Source organism: Cupriavidus sp. 05N40, assembly GCF_056397305.1.
In genome coordinates, this window is record NZ_JBFTND010000060.1 from 16,913 (window position 1) to 33,823 (window position 16,911).

Consider the following 16,911-nt stretch of genomic DNA (forward strand, 5'->3'; position numbering starts at 1 on the left):
CCTGGGGACGCCGCTCTAGTGCGAGCGGATCATGGTGCCGAACGCCTGTTCGGTCAGGATTTCGAGCAGCAGCGAGTGTTCGATGCGGCCGTCGACGATGTGCACCGAATTGACGCCGCTCTTGGCCGCGTCCAACGCCGACGAGATCTTCGGCAGCATGCCGCCGGAGATGGTGCCGTCCGCGAACAGTTCCTCGATCTCGCGCGCCGACAGGTCGGTCAGCAGGTTGCCGGCCTTGTCCATCACGCCCGGGATGTTGGTCATCATGACCAGCTTCTCGGCCTTGAGGATCTCGGCCATCTTGCCAGCCACCACGTCGGCGTTGATGTTGTAGGCCTGGCCGTCGTCGGAGAAACCGATCGGCGAGATCACCGGGATGAAGGCGTCGTCCTGCAGCGCCTTGACCACGGCCGGGTTGATGGCCTCGATATCGCCCACGTAGCCGATGTCGATGAAGGCACCCGGGTTCTCGCGGTCCGGCATCTTCAGGCGCTTGGCGCGGATCAGGCCGCCGTCCTTGCCGGTCAGGCCCACGGCCTGGCCGCCGTACTGGTTGATCAGCATGACGATGTCCTGCTGGACTTCGCCGCCCAGCACCCATTCGACCACTTCCATGGTCTCTTCGTCGGTGACGCGCATGCCCTGGATGAATGTGCCGACCTTGCCGACCTTCTTCAGGGCCTCGTCGATCTGCGGGCCACCGCCGTGGACCACCACGGGGTTCATGCCGACCAGCTTGAGCAGGATCACGTCGCGCGCGAAGCCGTGCTTGAGCTTTTCCTCGGTCATGGCGTTGCCGCCGTACTTGACCACGATGGTCTTGCCGTGAAACTTACGGATATAGGGCAGCGCCTCGGCGAGGATTTCGGCCTTGAGGGCTGGGGCAATGGCGGCCACCGCGGTTGCGGCAGGCCCAGGGGTGTCGGCGTTCATGGCAAGGGACATCCGTGAGATTCAACAGGTATCATGGCGATTCTGACCTGCGGCAGGCAAGTGTTTCCGGGCTTTTTGCCCCGAACAAGCCACCTCCGGCCGCGGCAGGCGCCGATTTTACAAGAAACCGGGGCGCACGCGAACCAACGGGGGCACTGCGGGGGTGCAAGGCCGGTGCATGCGTCCTGCGGTGCACCATGGCGTTCCCTCTGCGCAACAGTCCGACGGCCGCGCGAGCACCACGCCACACAAGAACAGCGGCAAGACAACCATGAGCCTGCACCCGGACGAACTCAATGCCCTGCGTCCCCACCTGCTGCGCTTCGCGCGCCTGCAGCTGCGCGACGAGGCACTGGCCGAGGATACCGTGTCCGACACCCTGGTGGCCGCGCTCGAGCACCCCGAGCGCTTTTCCGGCCAGTCGGCGCTCAAGACCTACCTGATCGGCATCCTCAAGCACAAGATCATCGACACCCTGCGCAGCGGCCGGCGCGAGGTGCGCCTGGCGCTTGGCGGCGACGACGATGGCGAAGCGCAGTCGGACGTCGACGCCATGGACGCCCTGTTCACCAAGAATGGCCACTATCACACGCCGCCCTCCGACTGGGGCAACCCGGACCGCACACTGGAGCGGCGCGAGTTCTTCGAGATCCTGCAGCTGTGCGTCGACAAGCTGCCGGCCAAAATCGGCCGCATCTTCATGATGCGGGAATGGCTGGAGCTGGAAACCGAGGAAATCTGTCAGGAACTGGGCATCACCACGACCAATGCCTGGGTCATGCTCTACCGTGCCCGCATGCGCCTGCGCGAATGCCTGGAGCTGAACTGGTTCGGGCACAAGGCCTGACCGACCGAGACTGAGATGCCAGATACGCCACCCCGCGATCCCCTGCTGCCGAACTGCCGCGAAATCCACCGCCTGACGATGGAAGGCATGGACCGCCCGCTGAGCTGGATCGAGCGCGTGCGCATGCGGGCTCACCTTGCCATTTGCGACGCCTGCACCAATTTTTCGGCGCAGATGCGCCTGATGCGCACCGCCATGAGCCGGCTGGGCCGCGAGGACGAGCCCGACGAGCCGGGCTCCCGGCCATGAGCGACCCCGCCACCGTGCTCACCGGCCAGTTGCGCCCGGTCGAGCACTGCAGCGCCTGCGGTGCGAGCTTCGTGTGCGGCTACGCGGCCGGCCTGCCGCAGTGCTGGTGCGCCAGCGAGCCACTGCTGCCGGCACGGCGCATCGTGCCCGGCCACCATTGCCTGTGCCCGGATTGCCTGGCCCGGCGCCGCAAAGCCGCCGACGCCGGCTGATCAGCCGGCCGGCTGCGTCACGCGGTCGGCGGCCGGGCTGCCCGCATACTGCATCAGCGCCATCCCCAGCACCACCAGCAGCGCGCCGGCGGCCCGCCCCGGTGTGAGCGCGCGCACGGCGAAGCCGGCCACCCCGAACTGGTCCATCACCAGCGCCGCCACCATCTGCCCCGCCACCACGGCGGCGAGAAAGCCCCCCGCGCCCAGGCGCGGCGCCAGGATCAGCGCCGCCGTGATATAGAACACCCCCGCCACGCCGCCGGCCCACATCCAGGCCGGGCCGCGCGCGGCGGGCGCCAGCGCCGGCAAGGGCGCCTTGAGCAAGGCAGCACCGGCAGCACCACCGCCAGGCTGACCAGCAGCGAGGCCACGGTCGCCCACAGCGGATGTCCGAGGCTGCGGCCCAGCATCGCATTGGCGCCGGCCTGGAACGGGATGACCGCCCCGGCGGCCACGGCCACCAGGACAGGAAACAGGCCGGCGGCTAGCGGCGGCACGGCATTGAGACTGGACATCGCATCTCTCCCTCGGCTTCGATTCGATGTCTCAGTGTGAAATATTGCACGGCGAATTTCCAATTCTCGATTCATACGGTTAATATTCGCCCCATGAATGATCTACGTGCAATCGACCTGAACCTGCTGGTGGTGCTGGAAGCCCTGCTGGCCGAACGACATATTTCCCGCGCCGCCCTGCGGCTGCACCTGAGCCAGCCGGCCGTCAGCCATGCGCTGGGCCGCCTGCGCCAGTTGCTGGACGATCCGCTGCTGGTGCGCGGCCAGGGCGGACTGGTGCCCAGCGCGCGCGCCCACGAACTGGCCGGGCCGCTGGCCGAGGCGCTGGCGCAGGTGCGCATCCTGCTGGGGCCGTCGGGTTTCCAGCCGGCCACGGCGCGCCGCAGCTTCCGCCTGGCAATGTCCGACTACGGTGCGATGGCGCTGCTGCCCGGGCTGCTGCGCGCGGTGCGCAAGGCCGCGCCCGGCATCGACCTGGTCGTCACCCAGGCCAGCCGCGAAAGCATGGTGGCCAAGGTGGCGGACGGCGAGATCGACCTGGCGCTGGGCGTGTTCGAGCAACTGCCCGAAGGCGTGCGCGGCGCGGCGCTGTTCGATGAGTCTTATGCCTGCATGGTGGATGCGGCGACGGTGCGCGGCCCGGGCAAGCTGGACCAGGTGGCTTACCTGGCCCGCTCGCATGTGCTGGTGGCAACCCACAGCGAGCGCGTGGACGCCATCGACGCCGCCGTGGCCAAGATCGGCGGGCGGCGCAAGATCGCTTGCGTGCTGCCTCACTGGAGCGTGGCGCCGGCGCTGATTGCCGGCACCAACCTGGTCCTGACCACGGCGCGCCGCAGCCTGGCCGCCTTCGAGGAAGATGCGCGCTTCGCGGTGTTCGAACCGCCCTTCGCGCTCCCGGGCTTTGCCTTTACCCTGATCTGGCATGACCGCACCGAGGCCGATCCCGGCCATACCTGGCTGCGCGAGCGGGTGACGGCGGTCGCGGCCGGCGATGAGCCTGGCGACGCCATCAGCCTGCGGCGCTGACGCCGCGGCGCCCGGCCCCCCGGGCGCCAGGCCTCAGTGCTTGTGCTCGGCGTGCGCACCGGCGGCGGGGGCGCCTGCAGCCAGGTCGCGCACTTCGGCGTCGACCTTCTGCTCGATGACCTTGCCGCCCTGCTCGATCTTGAGCGTCAGCGGCACGGTATCGCCCTTCTTCAGCGGCGCCTTGAGGCCCATCAGCATCACGTGGTAGCCACCCGGCTTGAGTTCCACGTCCTGCATGCGGGGCAGGTCCAGCGCCCCCACCGCGCGCATGCGCATCACATTGCCGTCCATCTTCATCTCATGGACTTCGGCGGTGGCCGCGGCCGGCGTGCTCACGCCGACCAGCTTGGCCGGCTCGTGCGCATGCAAGGTCATGAAAACGCCGGTGGCGGTTTGCGCGGGCACCGTGCCGCGCGCCCAGGCGTTGCTGACATCGACCTGCGCGAAGGCCGCGCCCGAGCACAGCGCGGCGAGCAGGGCGGCGGGCACGGCCGCGAGGAATCTGGCTTGCATGGGAATCATCTCCACTGAACGGGTATTGGACTGCAAACGGATCATTAGACCATGCCCGCGGCGATGGCGATGGCGATGGCGATGGCGACGATGGCGGCACGTAACCGGGCAGTCTGGCAGCGGGCCCGCAGCGGGCCAATGCGGCAAGGTGTCGCACAGCGCAGGCCGGCCCTGCGTCGTTGTTAAACTCGCGGCATGGAATCCACTGCCGCCGTGCCGACCGGCCCGGCCACTCCCCGACCCGGCCCCCTGCGCCACAACCTGGTGAGCCTGCGCCGCCTGTTCTGGCTGCGCTGGGCCCTGCTGGGCGGCCAGGCCCTGCTGCTGGTGTCGTGCGAGGCGGTGGCAGGCGTGATCCTGCCCTACAGCCCGCTGCTGGCCATCCTCACGCTGCAGACGCTGTTCAACCTGCTGACCGGCCTGCGCCTGCGCCAGCAGCGCGGGCGCGGCGCGCGGCCCGGCGACGCCGAGCTGATGGGGCAGTTGCTGGTCGACCTGACCGCGCTGTCGGCCGCGCTGTTCTTCACCGGTGGCGCGACCAACCCCTTCGTCTCCTTCTACCTGCCCGGACTGGCCATCGCCGCGGCCATCCTGCCGTGGCGCCACGTGGTGGTGCTGGCCTTCTACGCGATGGCCTGTTACAGCCTGATGCTGGTCGAGTACGTGCCGCTGAACCTGTACAACCCGGACAACGCCATCAACTATCACCTGGCCGGAATGTGGCTCAATTTCGTGGTCAGCGCGACCATGATCGCGGTGTTCGTGGCGCGCCTGTCCAACGTGCTGCGCCAGCGCGATGCCGAGCTGAACCTTGCGCGCGAGCAGTTGCTGCGCGACGCGCGCATCGAGGCGCTCAACGACCAGGCCGCGGCGGTGGCCCACGAGATCGRCACGCCGCTGGCCACGCTGGCCGTGATCGCGGGCGAGCTGCGCGCCGATGCCGCGGACGCCCGGCTCGGCGTCACCCGGATCGGCGCCTACCTGCCCGACCTGCAGACCATGGAGCAGCAGCTCGAGCTGTGCAAGTCGATCCTGGCGCGCCTGCGCGACGACCACGAGACCGCCGCGCCCCAGCGCGTGGACGCATGGCTGGACGGCTTCGTGGAGCGCTGGCAGCTGCGCCACCCGCACGCGCGCCTGGAGGCCAGCGTCGTCGGCGAGGCTGCCGCGCAGCCGGTGGAAGCCGCCCGCGTCGGCCAGATCCTGACCATCCTGCTGGACAACGCCGCGCGCAGCCAGCTGGCCGCCGGCCACGAGCAGGTGCCGCTGCGGCTGGCCATTGCGCTGGAAGACGAGGGCGAGCAGCCCACGCTGACCTTCCGCGTCACCGACCGTGGCCTCGGCATCCCGCCCGCGCAGCGCGCGCGGCTGGGCGAAGCACCGATGACCAGCATGCACGGCGGCCAGGGCATCGGCGCCTACCTGGCGCAGAGCGCAGCGCTGCAGATGGGCGGCTGGCTGGCCTGGCACGACCATCACCAGGGCGGCACCGTAGCCGAGCTGCACTTGCCCGAGCCGGCCGCCGCGCCGCAGGATGTCCCTCCGATTGCCTCACCCATGACAACGACCCAGCCATGACCGACGCTTCCCACGATTCCGCCGCCGCCGAGCCGACCGGTCCCGGCAATGCCGCGCCCTTCCTGGTCGTCGACGACGATGCCGTGTTCGCCGGCGCGCTGGCGCGCGCGCTGACCCGCCGCGGCTATGCGGTGCAGATCGCGCACAACCGCGAGCAGGCGCTGGCGCTGGCCGCGCAGACGCCGTTCGCCTACATCACCCTGGACCTGCACCTGAGCGCGCCGCCCGAGGCCGGCAGCACCGCGCCGGCGGAATCGGGCCTGCACCTGGTCGGCCCGCTGCGGGCTGCGCTGCCCGATGCGCGGATCCTGGTGCTGACGGGCTACGCCAGCATCGCCACCGCGGTGGCGGCGGTCAAGCATGGCGCCGACGAGTACCTGGCCAAGCCGGCCAATGTGGATTCGATCCTGACCGCGCTGATGGCGGGGGTATCGGAGGACGCGGCCGAAGCCGCMATGGAAGAGCCCGTGCCGCTATCGGTGGCGCGCCTGGAGTGGGAGCATATCCAGCGCGTGCTGGCCGAGCACGACGGCAATATCTCGGCCACCGCGCGCGCGCTCAACATGCACCGGCGCACCTTGCAGCGCAAGCTGGGCAAGCGGCCCGTCTCGCGCTAGCGTGGCGCGGGCGCGCCGCCGGGAATCCCTGGCGGTGCGCCCGCTGCGCTCACAGGCGCAGCTGCACGTAATCCCACTCGAGGTCTTCGTCCCGCGCCGGCTGCTGCGCCAGGCGCAGCGCGTCGCTGGCATGGCGGTCGGCGCGCGAGCCGAGGTCCCCGGCCTGCACCGCCAGTTCGGCGGCCGGCGGCGTTGCCTCGGCGCGTGCCATGACGGCGTGCCGCAGCGCCGCGGGCTGYGCCGCCGCGCGGGGGGCCGGCGCGGCATCGGGACGTGCGCACAGGAACAGGGTCGCGGCAGCGATGCCGCCCAGCACTGCGAAGTAGGACAGTAGCTCGCGTTTCATTTCGGTCCTCCTGCCTGGTGGATTTCTCTGGTTGATGAAGACCGGCCTGCAGCAGTGGCATGCGGCCCTTGGGCGGGCCGGCGCAGAGGCCATGGACGCTGCCCGCATCGCCACACGCATCGTGGGAAAGCCCGCCGGCGGATATCCGGGCGGGAGTGCGGCGGGGGCGGCAACCGGCCGGCTGCGATCGTTCGATCGAGCCGGCCGCCACTTTGGCATCACATGGCAGTGCGTGCCAGTGCGCTTACCAATGCTTACCGTCCTTACCAGCGCGTGTCACGCTCCCATGCCTTCATTTCTTCCTCGACACGTTCCTTGGTATATCCGTACCGTTCCTGGATGCGGCCGGCAAGCTGGTCACGCTTGCCGTGGATCCGCGTGAGGTCGTCGTCGGTGAGCTCGCCCCACTTTTCCTTGATCTTGCCCTTGGCCTGGTCCCACTTGCCTTCGATCTGATCCCAGTTCATGTGTGCTCCTTGGTCGTGGATGTGGTCGTGGATGCAGTGGATATGCAGTGGATACGCGTACCTTGCGCATCGTCGCGGATCGCTCCGGACAGGCCCGATCCGCGTGACCGGCCCGCGGGCGCGGGCCGGTCACCTTTCACGCTTGATTCACGCTTACTTGGCGTACTTGGTCTTCACGTTGGCCTGGCACCTGTCCTTGGCATCGCCCGACATGGCATCGCACTTTTCCTTGTCGGCCTTGTAGGAGGCGTCCACGGTGTCCTTCTTGGCATCGCGGCGCGCTTCGGCCACGTCGGTGCTGGTGCCGGTGGCGGCGGCCTTGTCGACCTTGGCCACGCCCAGGGCCTGCTCGTGCGCGGCCTTGGCTTCCTTCACGCATACGTCCTTGTTGTTGCCCTTCTGGTCGTCGCACTTTTCCTTGGCGACGTCGTAGTCGCTGTCGGCCTTGGTCTTCTCGGCCTTGGCGCGCGCCTTGGCGGTGCCGTCGCGCGTGGCTTCGGCGTTGGCCTTGGCAACGTCCTGGTCGCGCTTGGCTTCCTTCACGCACACGTCCTTGGCGTTGTCCCTGAGGCTGTCGCACTGGGCCCGCGCGGCCTTGTAGTTGGCATTTGCCGTCTTCACGGCGGCGTCGTAGTCAGCCTTCGATCCCGGCGCACCCTGTGCCAGCGCGTAGCCAGCCGGGGCTGCAACCATCATCGAACACGCTACTGCAATCAGCCATTTCWTCATCATGTCATGCTCCTTTTCAGTGGCGGGATATCGTGGATGGCGTCCTGCCGCTGGCTCTGGCCGCCGGCGGTCCGCTCTTGCCCACACCGTATGAACAAGATTACGCAGCGGCACCGCCCGCAAGCAGGCGTGCGGCTCCGAAAGCCTCGTCAGACAATTCCCACACATGGTGCAACCTGCCTCGCGGGGCCCTGCGTCCCGGCGCCGCAGGGGCGGGGCGTACCATTGGCGCTAGACTGTTGCGCTTCCAAGGAGAACCAGATGACCGCATCCCGCCTGTTGCCCGCAGCTGCCGTCGTGCTTGCCGCGCTCGCCGCGAGCGCGGCCTCCCCCGCCTTCGCCCATATCGTGTTCGAGCAGAAGAGCGCTGCCGCCGGCAGCTATTTCAAGGGCGCGCTGATGGTGGGCCATGGCTGCAACGGCAGCGCGACAAGGGCCATCACGGTGACCATTCCCGAGAGCGTGCAGGGCGCGCACCCGCAGCCCAAGGCAGGCTGGCAGCTAGAGATCAAGCGCGCCGCGCTGGCCAGGCCCCGCAGCTCCCACGGCAAGACCGTGACCGAGGACGTGCGCACGGTGCGCTGGTTCGGCGGCTCGCTGGCCGACGCGCATTTCGATGAGTTCGTGATGCTGATGAAGCTGCCCGAGCAGGCGGGCAAGCTGTATTTCCCGGTGCTGCAKGAATGCGAGGACGGGAGCGCGGCGTGGACGCAGGTGCCGGCCGAGGGGCAGAGCCTGCATGAGCTGAAGACGCCGGCGGCGGAACTCGAGGTCGTGGCCCCCGCCGCGTCCGGGCATGCCGGGCACGCGCACTAGGCCCGAATGCAGATCGCCCCGCGCGGACACAGGTCCCGCGCGGGGCGATCGCCGGCCTCGATGGCCGGAACCATGGCTTACAGCACGTAGCGCGACAGGTCTTCGTTGCCGGCCAGGTCGCCGAGGCGCTCGTCCACGTAGGCCGCGTTGATGGTGACCGTCTCGCCGGACGACCTGGTGGCGTGGAAGGACAGATCTTCCAGCAGCCGCTCCATCACCGTGTAGAGGCGGCGCGCACCGATGTTCTCGACCTTTTCGTTGACCGAGAAGGCGATCTCCGCGAGGCGGCGGATGCCGTCCGGCGCGAACACCAGCTGGACCTGCTCGGTGGCGAGCAGCGCCTGGTATTGCTTGGTCAGGCTGGCGTCGGTCTGCGTCAGGATGGCTTCGAAATCGGATACCGACAGCGATTCCAGCTCGACGCGGATCGGGAAGCGGCCCTGCAGTTCCGGGATCAGGTCGCTGGGCTTGGAGAGGTGGAAGGCGCCGGAGGCAATGAACAGGATGTGATCGGTCTTGATCATGCCGTACTTGGTGTTGACCGTCGTGCCTTCGACCAGCGGCAGCAGGTCGCGCTGCACGCCCTGCCGCGAGACCTCGCCGCCGCCGACTTCGCTGCGGCTGGCGATCTTGTCGATCTCGTCCAGGAACACGATGCCGTTCTGCTCGACGTTGGCCACCGCCTTGTGCTTGACCTCTTCGTCGTTGAGCAGCTTGGACGCTTCCTCGTCGATCAGCAGCTTGAACGCTTCGTGCACCTTCATCTTGCGGCGCGCTTTCTTGCCCTGGCCGAGCCCGGCGAACATCGTGCGGATCTGCTCGGTCATGTCTTCCATGCCCGGAGGACCCATGATGTCCATGCTGGGGGCGCCGGCGGAAACCTCGAGCTCGATTTCCTTGTCGTCGAGCTGGCCTTCGCGCAGCTTCTTGCGGAACACCTGGCGGGTGTTGGAATCCTTTTCCTCGGGCTGGTTGAAGCCGATGTCGCGCGGCGGCGGCAGCAGCACGTCGAGCAGGCGGTCCTCGGCGGATTCCTCTGCCTTGGTGCGCACCTTCTTCATTTCGGATTCGCGCGCCTGCTTGACTGCCATCTCGGCGAGATCGCGCACGATGGTGTCGACGTCGCGGCCGACATAGCCCACCTCGGTGAACTTGGTCGCCTCGATCTTGATGAAGGGCGCGTCGGCCAGCTTGGCCAGGCGGCGCGCGATCTCGGTCTTGCCCACGCCGGTCGGCCCGATCATGAGGATGTTCTTCGGGGTGATTTCCTGGCGCAGGGGCTCTTCCACCTGCTGGCGGCGCCAGCGGTTTCGCAGCGCGACCGCCACCGCCTTCTTGGCCTTGTCCTGGCCGATGATGTGCTTGTCGAGTTCGGAAACGATTTCCGACGGGGTCATGGTATGCGACATGGTATCCGTTCAAGAAGGGACGGACCGGCGCGCGCCTGCGGGCAGCGCGGCCGGCCGACGCTTATTCCAGCGTCTCGATGACGAAATTGGTATTGGTGTAGATGCAGAGCTCGCCGGCGATGCCCAGCGACTTTTCAACGATATCCCTGGGGGCCAGTTCGGTGTTCTCCACCAGCGCCTTGGCGGCCGACTGGGCATAGGCGCCGCCCGAGCCGATCGCGGCGATGCCGCCCTCGGGGTCGAGCACGTCGCCGTTGCCGGTGATGACCAGCGTGGTGTCGCGGTCGGCGGTGATCAGCATGGCCTCGAGCCGGCGCAGCGCGCGGTCCGAGCGCCAGTCCTTGGCGAGATCGACGGCGGCGCGGGTCAGGTTGCCCTGGTATTTCTCCAGCTTGGCCTCGAAGCGGTCGAGCAGCGAGAACGCATCGGCGGTGCTGCCGGCGAAGCCGACCAGGACCTTGCCGTTGTAGATGCGGCGCACCTTGCGGGCGGTGCCCTTCATCACGATATTGCCCAGAGTGACCTGGCCGTCACCGCCCAGCGCAACCTGGTTGCCGCGCCGGACGCTGACGATGGTAGTGCCGTGATACTGTTCCATGATGCCTTCGCGTGAATATGCCTGGAGGCTACTTGGCGACGGGTGCCCACGAATTCAAGAGCCGCCGTGCGGGCCGTGCCACCCGGGCCGCCTGCCGGGCACGGGCACCAGACCAATATAGACGAGACACCCGCGGTGCCGCCAAGCGGCGGGCGGATGGCCGCGCGAAGCGGCAAGCAAAAAGGCCACGCTCACGCGTGGCCTTTTCATCATCCGGCGCTGGATTCAGCGCCTGGTCTCGCCGGATCGCGCCGCGAGATCAGTCGGCATAGACACCGGCCTTCTTGATGACCGGGGTCCACTTGTTGATTTCGGCCGTCAGGAGCGTCTTCAGCGAATCCGGCGTGGCGCGCGGGGCAGGCACGGCTTCCGCACCCAGTTCGGCCATCTTGGCGCGGAAGGTCGGGTCGGTCACGGCCTTCTGCAGCGCGGCGGACAGCTTGTCCACCACCGGCTTGGGCGTGCCCTTGGGCGCGTACATGGCGTGCCAGATCTTCACTTCCACGCCCGGCAGGCCTTGCTCGGCCGCGGTCGGGATGTCCTTGAAGGCTTCCACGCGGCGGCTCTGCATGGCGGCGTAGGGCTTGAGCGCGCCTGCCTTGAGCTGGCCGGCGATATTGGTGGTCTGGTCGCACATCAGGTTGACCTGGCCACCCAGGATGTCGGTCAGCGCCGGCGCCGTGCCCTTGTAGGGCACCGTGGTCAGCTCGGTCTGGATCGCGCTCTGGAACAGCAGGCCGCACAGGTGCGAGGCCGAGCCGATGCCGGCGTTGGCCAGCGACAGCTTGGCCGAATTGGCCTTGATGTACGGCAGCAGGTCCTTGAAGTTGCTCGGCGGCAGGGTCTTGTTGCCGACCATCACCATCGGCACGTCAGCGATCTCGCCCACCATTTCGAAATCCTTGAGGGGATCGAAACCGAGGTTGCGGTACAGCGCCGGCGCCGTCGACATGCCGATATGGTGGATCAGGATGGTGTAGCCGTCGTTCTTGGACTGCGCCACCTTCTTGGCACCGATGGTGCCGCCGGCGCCGCCGAGGTTCTCGATCACCATCGTGGTGCCCAGGTGCTTGGACATGATCATGACCAGCTCGCGCGCGACCTTGTCGGTCGGACCGCCCGCCGCGAACGGCACCACGGCAGACACTGGCTTGTTGCCCGGGAATTCCTGCGCCTGCGCGCCCGCATTTACGCCCATCACGCCAACCGCCAGCGCGGCCGCTACAAACTGTGCAACTCGTTTCATGCTTTTCTCCTGGATACCCGGCTCATTCCCATTCCACGCTGTCCCGGCCGGACCGGCGCGCGCCCTGTCGGGCGCCGCCGCTCCTGTGCCGCCGATCCTGTGCCGCCGACCCCGTCCGGAACGGCGGCGCCGACCATGGCGCAAGGCACAGCGTATGCGGCCCGCGGCAACCGCCGCGCAACCGGAGCGCAATGCTATCAATGTCGAAAAGTGTCAAATATCCGGAAAAACCCGGGAATACATTTTCATCACATCTTAACTTCACCGCTTCTCTCTTCACCGCTTCTGCATTTACGCGGCAACCTCCCTTCAGCAGAAGAAGTCCAGCATCTCACGCAGGAGGATCTCCGGCGCTTCCTCCGGAATGTAGTGACCGCACGGCACCTCGCCGCCGCTGACGTCGGCGGCGACCTCCTGCCAGAGCGAGAGCGGCTCGAAGCAGCGCGCCACCACGCCGTGCTCGCCCCACAGCACGCGCAGCGGGCCTGCCACGCGGCGGCCGTCGGACCGGTCGGCGCGGTCGTGATCCAGGTCGACCGTGGCCGCGGCGCGATAGTCCTCGCACATGGCGTGCACATGGGCCGGATCGCGCATGGCGGCAATGTAGGCAGCCATTGCATCGGGGACGAAGGGACTGGGGCCGGCCTGGCGCAGGCCCATCAGCTTCTTGAGATAGAACTCGGGCTCGGCATTGATCAGCGTTTCGGGAAACGGCGCCGGCTGGATCAGGAAGAACCAGTGCCAGTAGGCTGCGGCAAAGGCCATGCTGGTGCGCTCGTACATCGCCAGCGTGGGCGCAATGTCGAGCAGCATGGCGCGCGTGACGGCGCCCGGATGATCCATGCACAGGCGGTGCGCCACGCGCGCGCCGCGGTCGTGCGCGCACAGCGCGAAGCTGCCGAAGCCCAGGCGGGCCATCAGGTCCACCTGGTCCTGCGCCATGGTGCGCTTGCTGTAGTTCTCGTGGCCGGTGCTGCCCGGGGGCGCGTCGCTGGCGCCGTAGCCGCGCAGGTCGGTGGCGATGACGGTGAAGCGGTCGGCCAGCGCTGGCGCCACCTTGTGCCAGATCAGGTGGCTTTGCGGATGGCCGTGCAACAGCAGCAAGGGCGGGCCCGAGCCGCCCTGCACGCCGGCGATGGTCACCTCGCCGACCTGCATGCGGAACGGCTCGAAATTGGGGAACAGCAGGGCACTGGCATCGTTCTGCATCTTCGGAGTCTCCTGGCGGATCTGCGTCAATTCATGCGCGGCAATGCGGCGGGCCGCCGGGCGCGAAGCCCTCCCGGGATGCGCGGCGCGGCCTGCTGCTGCCGATGATAGCCGCTCCCGGGACGCTGCCGGGGCAAGCCCGGCGCGAGACCGGCCAGCCACCGGAAGCGGCCTGTGCCGAAGCGCAGTTGACGCAACTGAATTGCATCAGTACGGGGGCTATGGTTAAATCGGCCCATGAGCAGCAGCCCCATCCCCAACCTGGCCACGCCTGCCGCAAGCATGGCGCCGGCGGCGGCCACCCTGGAAGCCGCCCACGAGCGCCTGCGCGAACTGGGCGCCCGCGTCACCCAGCCGCGCCTGGGCATCCTGGCCTGCCTGATGGAAAGCGACGAAGCGCTCACCCACCAGGCAGTGATCGACCGCATGCCGGCCGACGGCGAGGCGGTCGACCGCGTCACCGTCTACCGGGTGCTGGACTGGCTGGTCGAGCAGGGCCTGGCGCAAAAGCGCGCCGGCCACGACCGCGTATTCCGCTTCAGCCTGGTCGAGCACGAGGCCGCGCGCGCCCAGGTGCACCGGCAGCACAGCCACTTTCACTGCAACCGCTGCGACCGCACTTTCTGCCTGGATGGCGCCGGCGTGCCGGCCCAGTCGGCGCCCAGCGTGCCGAGCGGATTCGCCGTCGAGCACGTGGAGCTCACCGTCAACGGCGTCTGCGCCGAATGCGGCGCGCGCACACCCGGGCGCACCGGATGAGCTTGCGCACCGCTTGCCCGCACATGCCCCCGGCATCACCCCAAACAACACCGGCCCCGCGCACGCCAGGCCAGGCGGAATTCCCTTCCCGGAGAAAACAATGTCAAAACTGATCCCGGTCACCATCCTGACCGGCTTCCTCGGCAGCGGCAAGACCACCCTGCTCAAGCGCATCCTGAGCGAGCAGCACGGCATGAAGATCGCCGTGATCGAGAACGAGTTCGGCGAAGAAAACATCGACAACGAAATCCTCGTGCAGGATGGCCGCGAACAGATCGTGCAGATGAGCAACGGCTGCATCTGCTGCACCATCCGCGGCGACCTGGTGGCCGCGCTGTCGCAGCTTGTGACCCGGCGCGACGCCGGCGAGATCGATTTCGACCGCGTGGTGATCGAGACCACCGGCGTGGCCAACCCCGGCCCGGTGGCCCAGACCTTCTTCATGGACGACGAGATCGCCCAGCGCTACCTGCTGGACGCCGTGATCACCCTGGTAGACGCCAAGCACGCCCACCTGCAGCTCGACAAGCAGGAAGAAGCGCAGCGCCAGGTGGGCTTTGCCGATGCCATCTTCATCACCAAGGCGGACCTAGTGCCGGAAGCCGACATGGCCGATCTGCGCCACCGCCTGCTGCACATGAACCCGCGCGCGCCGGTGCGCACGGCGCATTTCGGCGAGGCGCCGATCGACACGATCTTCGACCTGCGCGGCTTCAACCTGAACGAAAAGCTGGAGATCGACCCCGATTTCCTGCGCGCCGAGGAGGAAGAGCACGAGCACGACCATGGGCACGACCACGCCCACGGCGACCAGTGCGCGGACGATTGCGGCCACGATCATGGCCACGGTCACCAGCACGACCACCACCACCATCACCATCACACCGACCGCATCGGCTCCTTCGTCTTCCGCAGCGACAAGCCGTTCAACTATGGCAAGCTGGAGGAGTTCCTGTCCGGCATCCTGTCGGTCTACGGCGAGCACCTGTTGCGCTACAAGGGCGTGCTGTACATGGACGCGGTCGACCGCAAGGTGGTGTTCCAGGGCGTGCACCAGCTCATGGGCAGCGATATCGGCGCCAAATGGGGCGACGAAACCCCCGGCACCAAGATGGTGTTCATCGGCGTGGACCTGCCCAAGGACGCCATCCTGAAGGGCCTGGCTACCTGCCTGGCCTGACCCCGCGGCGGGCGCCCAAGGCCTGCCCTGCCATCCCCCTCCGGCGAGGGGGGTGGGAACTCAGGGAAAACTCCCCCGCTTTTCCCCCATATCTCCAAAATTTTTGTTCAAGTACAATAGTCTGGATTTAGTGCGGGTTACGCAGCCTCGGTTGCGGCATCCGCGCAATGCAGGGCGGCGGTCGTCGTCAGCATGAGGCGGGCTGCCGGCAGGTGCGGTCGCAGTGCTTCGTGCGGGGACCGCCTTCCGCCCGGGGCACCCCTCCCGCGCCGACATCGACCGACGCGAGAAAGAGAGGTGTCCCATGGTAGCCGCAACGAAAACGAAAGAAAGCCGCAGCAARAMMGGTASCGCTGCGGCSGAGACGCTSAAGGCGCGGCCCACCAAGGCTGCGCCTGCTCCCCGCGGCAGCACGGTGCACGCCGGTGCGGGCGAGGCCAAGGGAGGCACGCAAAGCAGCAAGACTGCAGCCAGCCAGAGCGAAACGTCCGAGCCGCGCAAGCGGCAGGACACTGCACCCGAGCGGACCAAGACGCCGCCGGTCGCATCAACAAGAGAATCAGCAGCAACCATGAGCAGCAATAAACTTCTGACTGAAGCTGAAATCCTGAAGATGGGCGACAAGGATTACATGAACGAGGCGCAACTCGCCTTTTTCAAGAATCGCCTTGAGCAGCTGCGCGACGATATCCTGAAGAACGCCGATCAGACCACCGAGCACCTGCGTGAAACGGTGATCGTCCCGGATCCGGCTGACCGCGCCACCATCGAGGAAGAACACGCGCTCGAACTGCGCACGCGCGACCGCGAGCGCAAGCTGCTCAAGAAGGTCGAGCAATCACTGGCCCGCATCGAGTCCGGCGACTATGGCTGGTGCGAGGAAACCGGCGAGCCGATCGGCGTGCCGCGCCTGCTGGCGCGCCCCACCGCCACGCTCTCGCTGGAAGCCCAGCAGCGCAGGGAACTGCGCCAGAAGCTGTTCGGCGACTGAGCCGGCCCCGCCCCCCGCGCTCCCAGACGGCCCGGTTTTCCGGGCCGTTTTGCTTGGGACGCCGATTGGGGCGCCGATTGGGGCCCTGCTTGCGGCCCGCCGCCTTCCATGTTGCCCGGGCGGGCGCCAGCTTCCCGACACGCCGTTGTGGTGTCACAGTCACGGACCTATCATTAGGGACGGCAGGATTCGTGCGCCCCACGCGCCCGGAAGGCCCGGAACCTCCCGCTTTCTGATACAGTCGCAACTTTGTTGCAATAACACGCGCGCCTTCTCCCGGCGTGCCTTCCCGCCATGGCCGATCGCCTGCCCGTCACCGTGCTGTCCGGATTTCTCGGTGCCGGCAAGACCACCCTGCTCAACCACATCCTCGCCAACCGCGAAGGCAAGCGGGTGGCGGTGATCGTCAACGACCTGGCGGACGTGAACATCGACGCCCGGCTGGTCGGCGACGGCCTGGTGGCACAGGCTGGCGAGCGCCTGATCGAGCTGTCCAACGGCTGCATCTGCTGTACGCTGCGCGAGGACCTGCTCGCCGAGATCGGCAAGCTGGCGCGCGAAGGCCGCTTCGACTACCTGCTGGTGGAATCCACCGGCGTGGCCGAACCGCTGCCCGTCGCCGAAACCTTCACCTTCGAGGACGAGCAGGGCGTGGCGCTGGACAGCAT

At 67.8% G+C, this 16,911-nt stretch carries 20 protein-coding genes and 1 pseudogene; 11 read left to right on the forward strand and 10 right to left on the reverse strand.

Annotation, left to right across the window (positions count from 1 at the left end; translation table 11 throughout):
* Positions 1-15: 15 nt before the first annotated feature.
* Positions 16-933 carry an acetylglutamate kinase gene (argB, locus tag AC1DO7_RS16110; RefSeq protein ID WP_441617473.1) on the reverse strand — a complete coding sequence of 306 codons (918 nt, stop codon included), beginning with the start codon at positions 931-933 and terminating at the stop codon, positions 16-18.
* Positions 934-1,204: 271 nt separating this feature from the next.
* On the opposite strand from argB, the gene AC1DO7_RS16115 reads away from it, so the two are divergent.
* From AC1DO7_RS16115 to AC1DO7_RS16125, 3 genes are read left to right on the forward strand one after another with little or no spacing between them, the layout of a single operon-like run.
* Entirely contained in the window at positions 1,205-1,780 is a 576-nt protein-coding gene (locus tag AC1DO7_RS16115; protein WP_441617471.1) for a sigma-70 family RNA polymerase sigma factor, read from the forward strand.
* Positions 1,781-1,795: 15 nt separating this feature from the next.
* The gene (locus tag AC1DO7_RS16120) at positions 1,796-2,029 is read left to right on the forward strand and encodes a zf-HC2 domain-containing protein (protein ID WP_441617469.1); all 234 of its coding nucleotides are present in this window, start codon (positions 1,796-1,798) and stop codon (positions 2,027-2,029) included.
* Complete coding sequence (locus AC1DO7_RS16125) at positions 2,026-2,241, forward strand: cysteine-rich CWC family protein (protein WP_441650131.1); 216 nt, start codon at positions 2,026-2,028, stop codon at positions 2,239-2,241. Before AC1DO7_RS16120 ends, AC1DO7_RS16125 begins: the two co-directional genes overlap by 4 nt.
* Here the strand turns inward: AC1DO7_RS16125 and AC1DO7_RS16130 are convergent.
* Positions 2,242-2,831 (reverse strand): annotated as a pseudogene (locus AC1DO7_RS16130) (DMT family transporter).
* An 18-nt stretch (positions 2,832-2,849) separates the two neighbouring features.
* Here AC1DO7_RS16130 and AC1DO7_RS16135 point away from each other — a divergent pair.
* Positions 2,850-3,785: a LysR family transcriptional regulator gene (locus AC1DO7_RS16135; RefSeq protein WP_441650132.1), complete on the forward strand. Its 936-nt coding sequence runs from the start codon at positions 2,850-2,852 to the stop codon at positions 3,783-3,785.
* Positions 3,786-3,818: 33 nt separating this feature from the next.
* Here AC1DO7_RS16135 and AC1DO7_RS16140 read toward each other — a convergent pair whose 3' ends face one another.
* Entirely contained in the window at positions 3,819-4,298 is a 480-nt protein-coding gene (locus AC1DO7_RS16140) for a copper chaperone PCu(A)C (RefSeq protein ID WP_441617461.1), read from the reverse strand.
* Positions 4,299-4,493: 195 nt separating this feature from the next.
* On the opposite strand from AC1DO7_RS16140, the gene AC1DO7_RS16145 reads away from it, so the two are divergent.
* Both AC1DO7_RS16145 and AC1DO7_RS16150 read left to right on the forward strand, forming a co-directional pair.
* The gene (locus AC1DO7_RS16145; protein WP_477116316.1) at positions 4,494-5,876 is read left to right on the forward strand and encodes an ATP-binding protein; all 1,383 of its coding nucleotides are present in this window, start codon (positions 4,494-4,496) and stop codon (positions 5,874-5,876) included.
* Positions 5,873-6,493, forward strand: coding sequence for a response regulator transcription factor (locus AC1DO7_RS16150; RefSeq protein WP_441617457.1), 621 nt, complete (start codon positions 5,873-5,875; stop codon positions 6,491-6,493). The genes AC1DO7_RS16145 and AC1DO7_RS16150 overlap by 4 nt, the downstream gene beginning before the upstream one ends.
* A 49-nt stretch (positions 6,494-6,542) precedes the next feature.
* Here the strand turns inward: AC1DO7_RS16150 and AC1DO7_RS16155 are convergent, their stop codons facing one another.
* The 3 genes from AC1DO7_RS16155 to AC1DO7_RS16165 all read right to left on the reverse strand — a co-directional run bounded on the left by AC1DO7_RS16155 (position 6,543) and on the right by AC1DO7_RS16165 (position 8,038).
* On the reverse strand, positions 6,543-6,839 hold the full coding sequence (locus AC1DO7_RS16155) for a hypothetical protein (protein WP_477116317.1): 297 nt from the start codon (positions 6,837-6,839) through the stop codon (positions 6,543-6,545).
* A 263-nt stretch (positions 6,840-7,102) separates the two neighbouring features.
* Positions 7,103-7,306, reverse strand: coding sequence for a CsbD family protein (locus tag AC1DO7_RS16160; RefSeq protein ID WP_441617453.1), 204 nt, complete (start codon positions 7,304-7,306; stop codon positions 7,103-7,105).
* A gap of 153 nt (positions 7,307-7,459) precedes the next feature.
* Positions 7,460-8,038: a hypothetical protein gene (locus AC1DO7_RS16165; protein WP_477116318.1), complete on the reverse strand. Its 579-nt coding sequence runs from the start codon at positions 8,036-8,038 to the stop codon at positions 7,460-7,462.
* Positions 8,039-8,296: 258 nt separating this feature from the next.
* Between AC1DO7_RS16165 and AC1DO7_RS16170 the strand changes: the two genes are divergently transcribed.
* Entirely contained in the window at positions 8,297-8,851 is a 555-nt protein-coding gene (locus tag AC1DO7_RS16170; protein ID WP_477116319.1) for a YcnI family copper-binding membrane protein, read from the forward strand.
* Between the two features lie 77 nt (positions 8,852-8,928).
* Here the strand turns inward: AC1DO7_RS16170 and hslU are convergent, their stop codons facing one another.
* The 4 genes from hslU to AC1DO7_RS16190 all read right to left on the reverse strand — a co-directional run bounded on the left by hslU (position 8,929) and on the right by AC1DO7_RS16190 (position 13,313).
* A complete protein-coding gene (gene hslU, locus AC1DO7_RS16175; RefSeq protein WP_441617447.1) occupies positions 8,929-10,260 on the reverse strand; it encodes an ATP-dependent protease ATPase subunit HslU in 1,332 nt (443 codons plus the stop codon).
* Positions 10,261-10,321: 61 nt separating this feature from the next.
* Positions 10,322-10,858, reverse strand: coding sequence for an ATP-dependent protease subunit HslV (hslV, locus tag AC1DO7_RS16180; protein ID WP_441617445.1), 537 nt, complete (start codon positions 10,856-10,858; stop codon positions 10,322-10,324).
* Positions 10,859-11,117: 259 nt separating this feature from the next.
* Positions 11,118-12,104, reverse strand: a complete 987-nt coding sequence (locus AC1DO7_RS16185; RefSeq protein ID WP_441650207.1) for a tripartite tricarboxylate transporter substrate-binding protein — start codon at positions 12,102-12,104, stop codon at positions 11,118-11,120.
* 309 nt (positions 12,105-12,413) lie between these two features.
* Positions 12,414-13,313: an alpha/beta fold hydrolase gene (locus AC1DO7_RS16190; RefSeq protein ID WP_441617441.1), complete on the reverse strand. Its 900-nt coding sequence runs from the start codon at positions 13,311-13,313 to the stop codon at positions 12,414-12,416.
* A gap of 237 nt (positions 13,314-13,550) precedes the next feature.
* Between AC1DO7_RS16190 and AC1DO7_RS16195 the strand changes: the two genes are divergently transcribed.
* The 4 genes from AC1DO7_RS16195 to AC1DO7_RS16210 all read left to right on the forward strand — a co-directional run.
* Entirely contained in the window at positions 13,551-14,072 is a 522-nt protein-coding gene (locus tag AC1DO7_RS16195) for a Fur family transcriptional regulator (protein WP_441617439.1), read from the forward strand.
* A 100-nt stretch (positions 14,073-14,172) separates the two neighbouring features.
* A complete protein-coding gene (locus AC1DO7_RS16200) occupies positions 14,173-15,252 on the forward strand; it encodes a CobW family GTP-binding protein (protein WP_441617437.1) in 1,080 nt (359 codons plus the stop codon).
* 304 nt (positions 15,253-15,556) lie between these two features.
* The gene (dksA, locus tag AC1DO7_RS16205; protein ID WP_477116320.1) at positions 15,557-16,243 is read left to right on the forward strand and encodes an RNA polymerase-binding protein DksA; all 687 of its coding nucleotides are present in this window, start codon (positions 15,557-15,559) and stop codon (positions 16,241-16,243) included.
* A gap of 294 nt (positions 16,244-16,537) precedes the next feature.
* Positions 16,538-16,911 (forward strand): GTP-binding protein (locus AC1DO7_RS16210; protein ID WP_477116321.1); only part of this gene is annotated, 374 nt, incomplete at its 3' end.

Coding starts and splice junctions, on each gene's coding strand:
- argB (WP_441617473.1), bottom strand. CDS start 933: ATGAACGCCGACACCCCTGGGCCTGCCGCAACCGCGGTGGCCGCCATT.
- AC1DO7_RS16115 (WP_441617471.1), top strand. CDS start 1,205: ATGAGCCTGCACCCGGACGAACTCAATGCCCTGCGTCCCCACCTGCTG.
- AC1DO7_RS16120 (WP_441617469.1), top strand. CDS start 1,796: ATGCCAGATACGCCACCCCGCGATCCCCTGCTGCCGAACTGCCGCGAA.
- AC1DO7_RS16125 (WP_441650131.1), top strand. CDS start 2,026: ATGAGCGACCCCGCCACCGTGCTCACCGGCCAGTTGCGCCCGGTCGAG.
- AC1DO7_RS16135 (WP_441650132.1), top strand. CDS start 2,850: ATGAATGATCTACGTGCAATCGACCTGAACCTGCTGGTGGTGCTGGAA.
- AC1DO7_RS16140 (WP_441617461.1), bottom strand. CDS start 4,298: ATGCAAGCCAGATTCCTCGCGGCCGTGCCCGCCGCCCTGCTCGCCGCG.
- AC1DO7_RS16160 (WP_441617453.1), bottom strand. CDS start 7,306: ATGAACTGGGATCAGATCGAAGGCAAGTGGGACCAGGCCAAGGGCAAG.
- hslU (WP_441617447.1), bottom strand. CDS start 10,260: ATGTCGCATACCATGACCCCGTCGGAAATCGTTTCCGAACTCGACAAG.
- hslV (WP_441617445.1), bottom strand. CDS start 10,858: ATGGAACAGTATCACGGCACTACCATCGTCAGCGTCCGGCGCGGCAAC.
- AC1DO7_RS16185 (WP_441650207.1), bottom strand. CDS start 12,104: ATGAAACGAGTTGCACAGTTTGTAGCGGCCGCGCTGGCGGTTGGCGTG.
- AC1DO7_RS16190 (WP_441617441.1), bottom strand. CDS start 13,313: ATGCAGAACGATGCCAGTGCCCTGCTGTTCCCCAATTTCGAGCCGTTC.
- AC1DO7_RS16195 (WP_441617439.1), top strand. CDS start 13,551: ATGAGCAGCAGCCCCATCCCCAACCTGGCCACGCCTGCCGCAAGCATG.
- AC1DO7_RS16200 (WP_441617437.1), top strand. CDS start 14,173: ATGTCAAAACTGATCCCGGTCACCATCCTGACCGGCTTCCTCGGCAGC.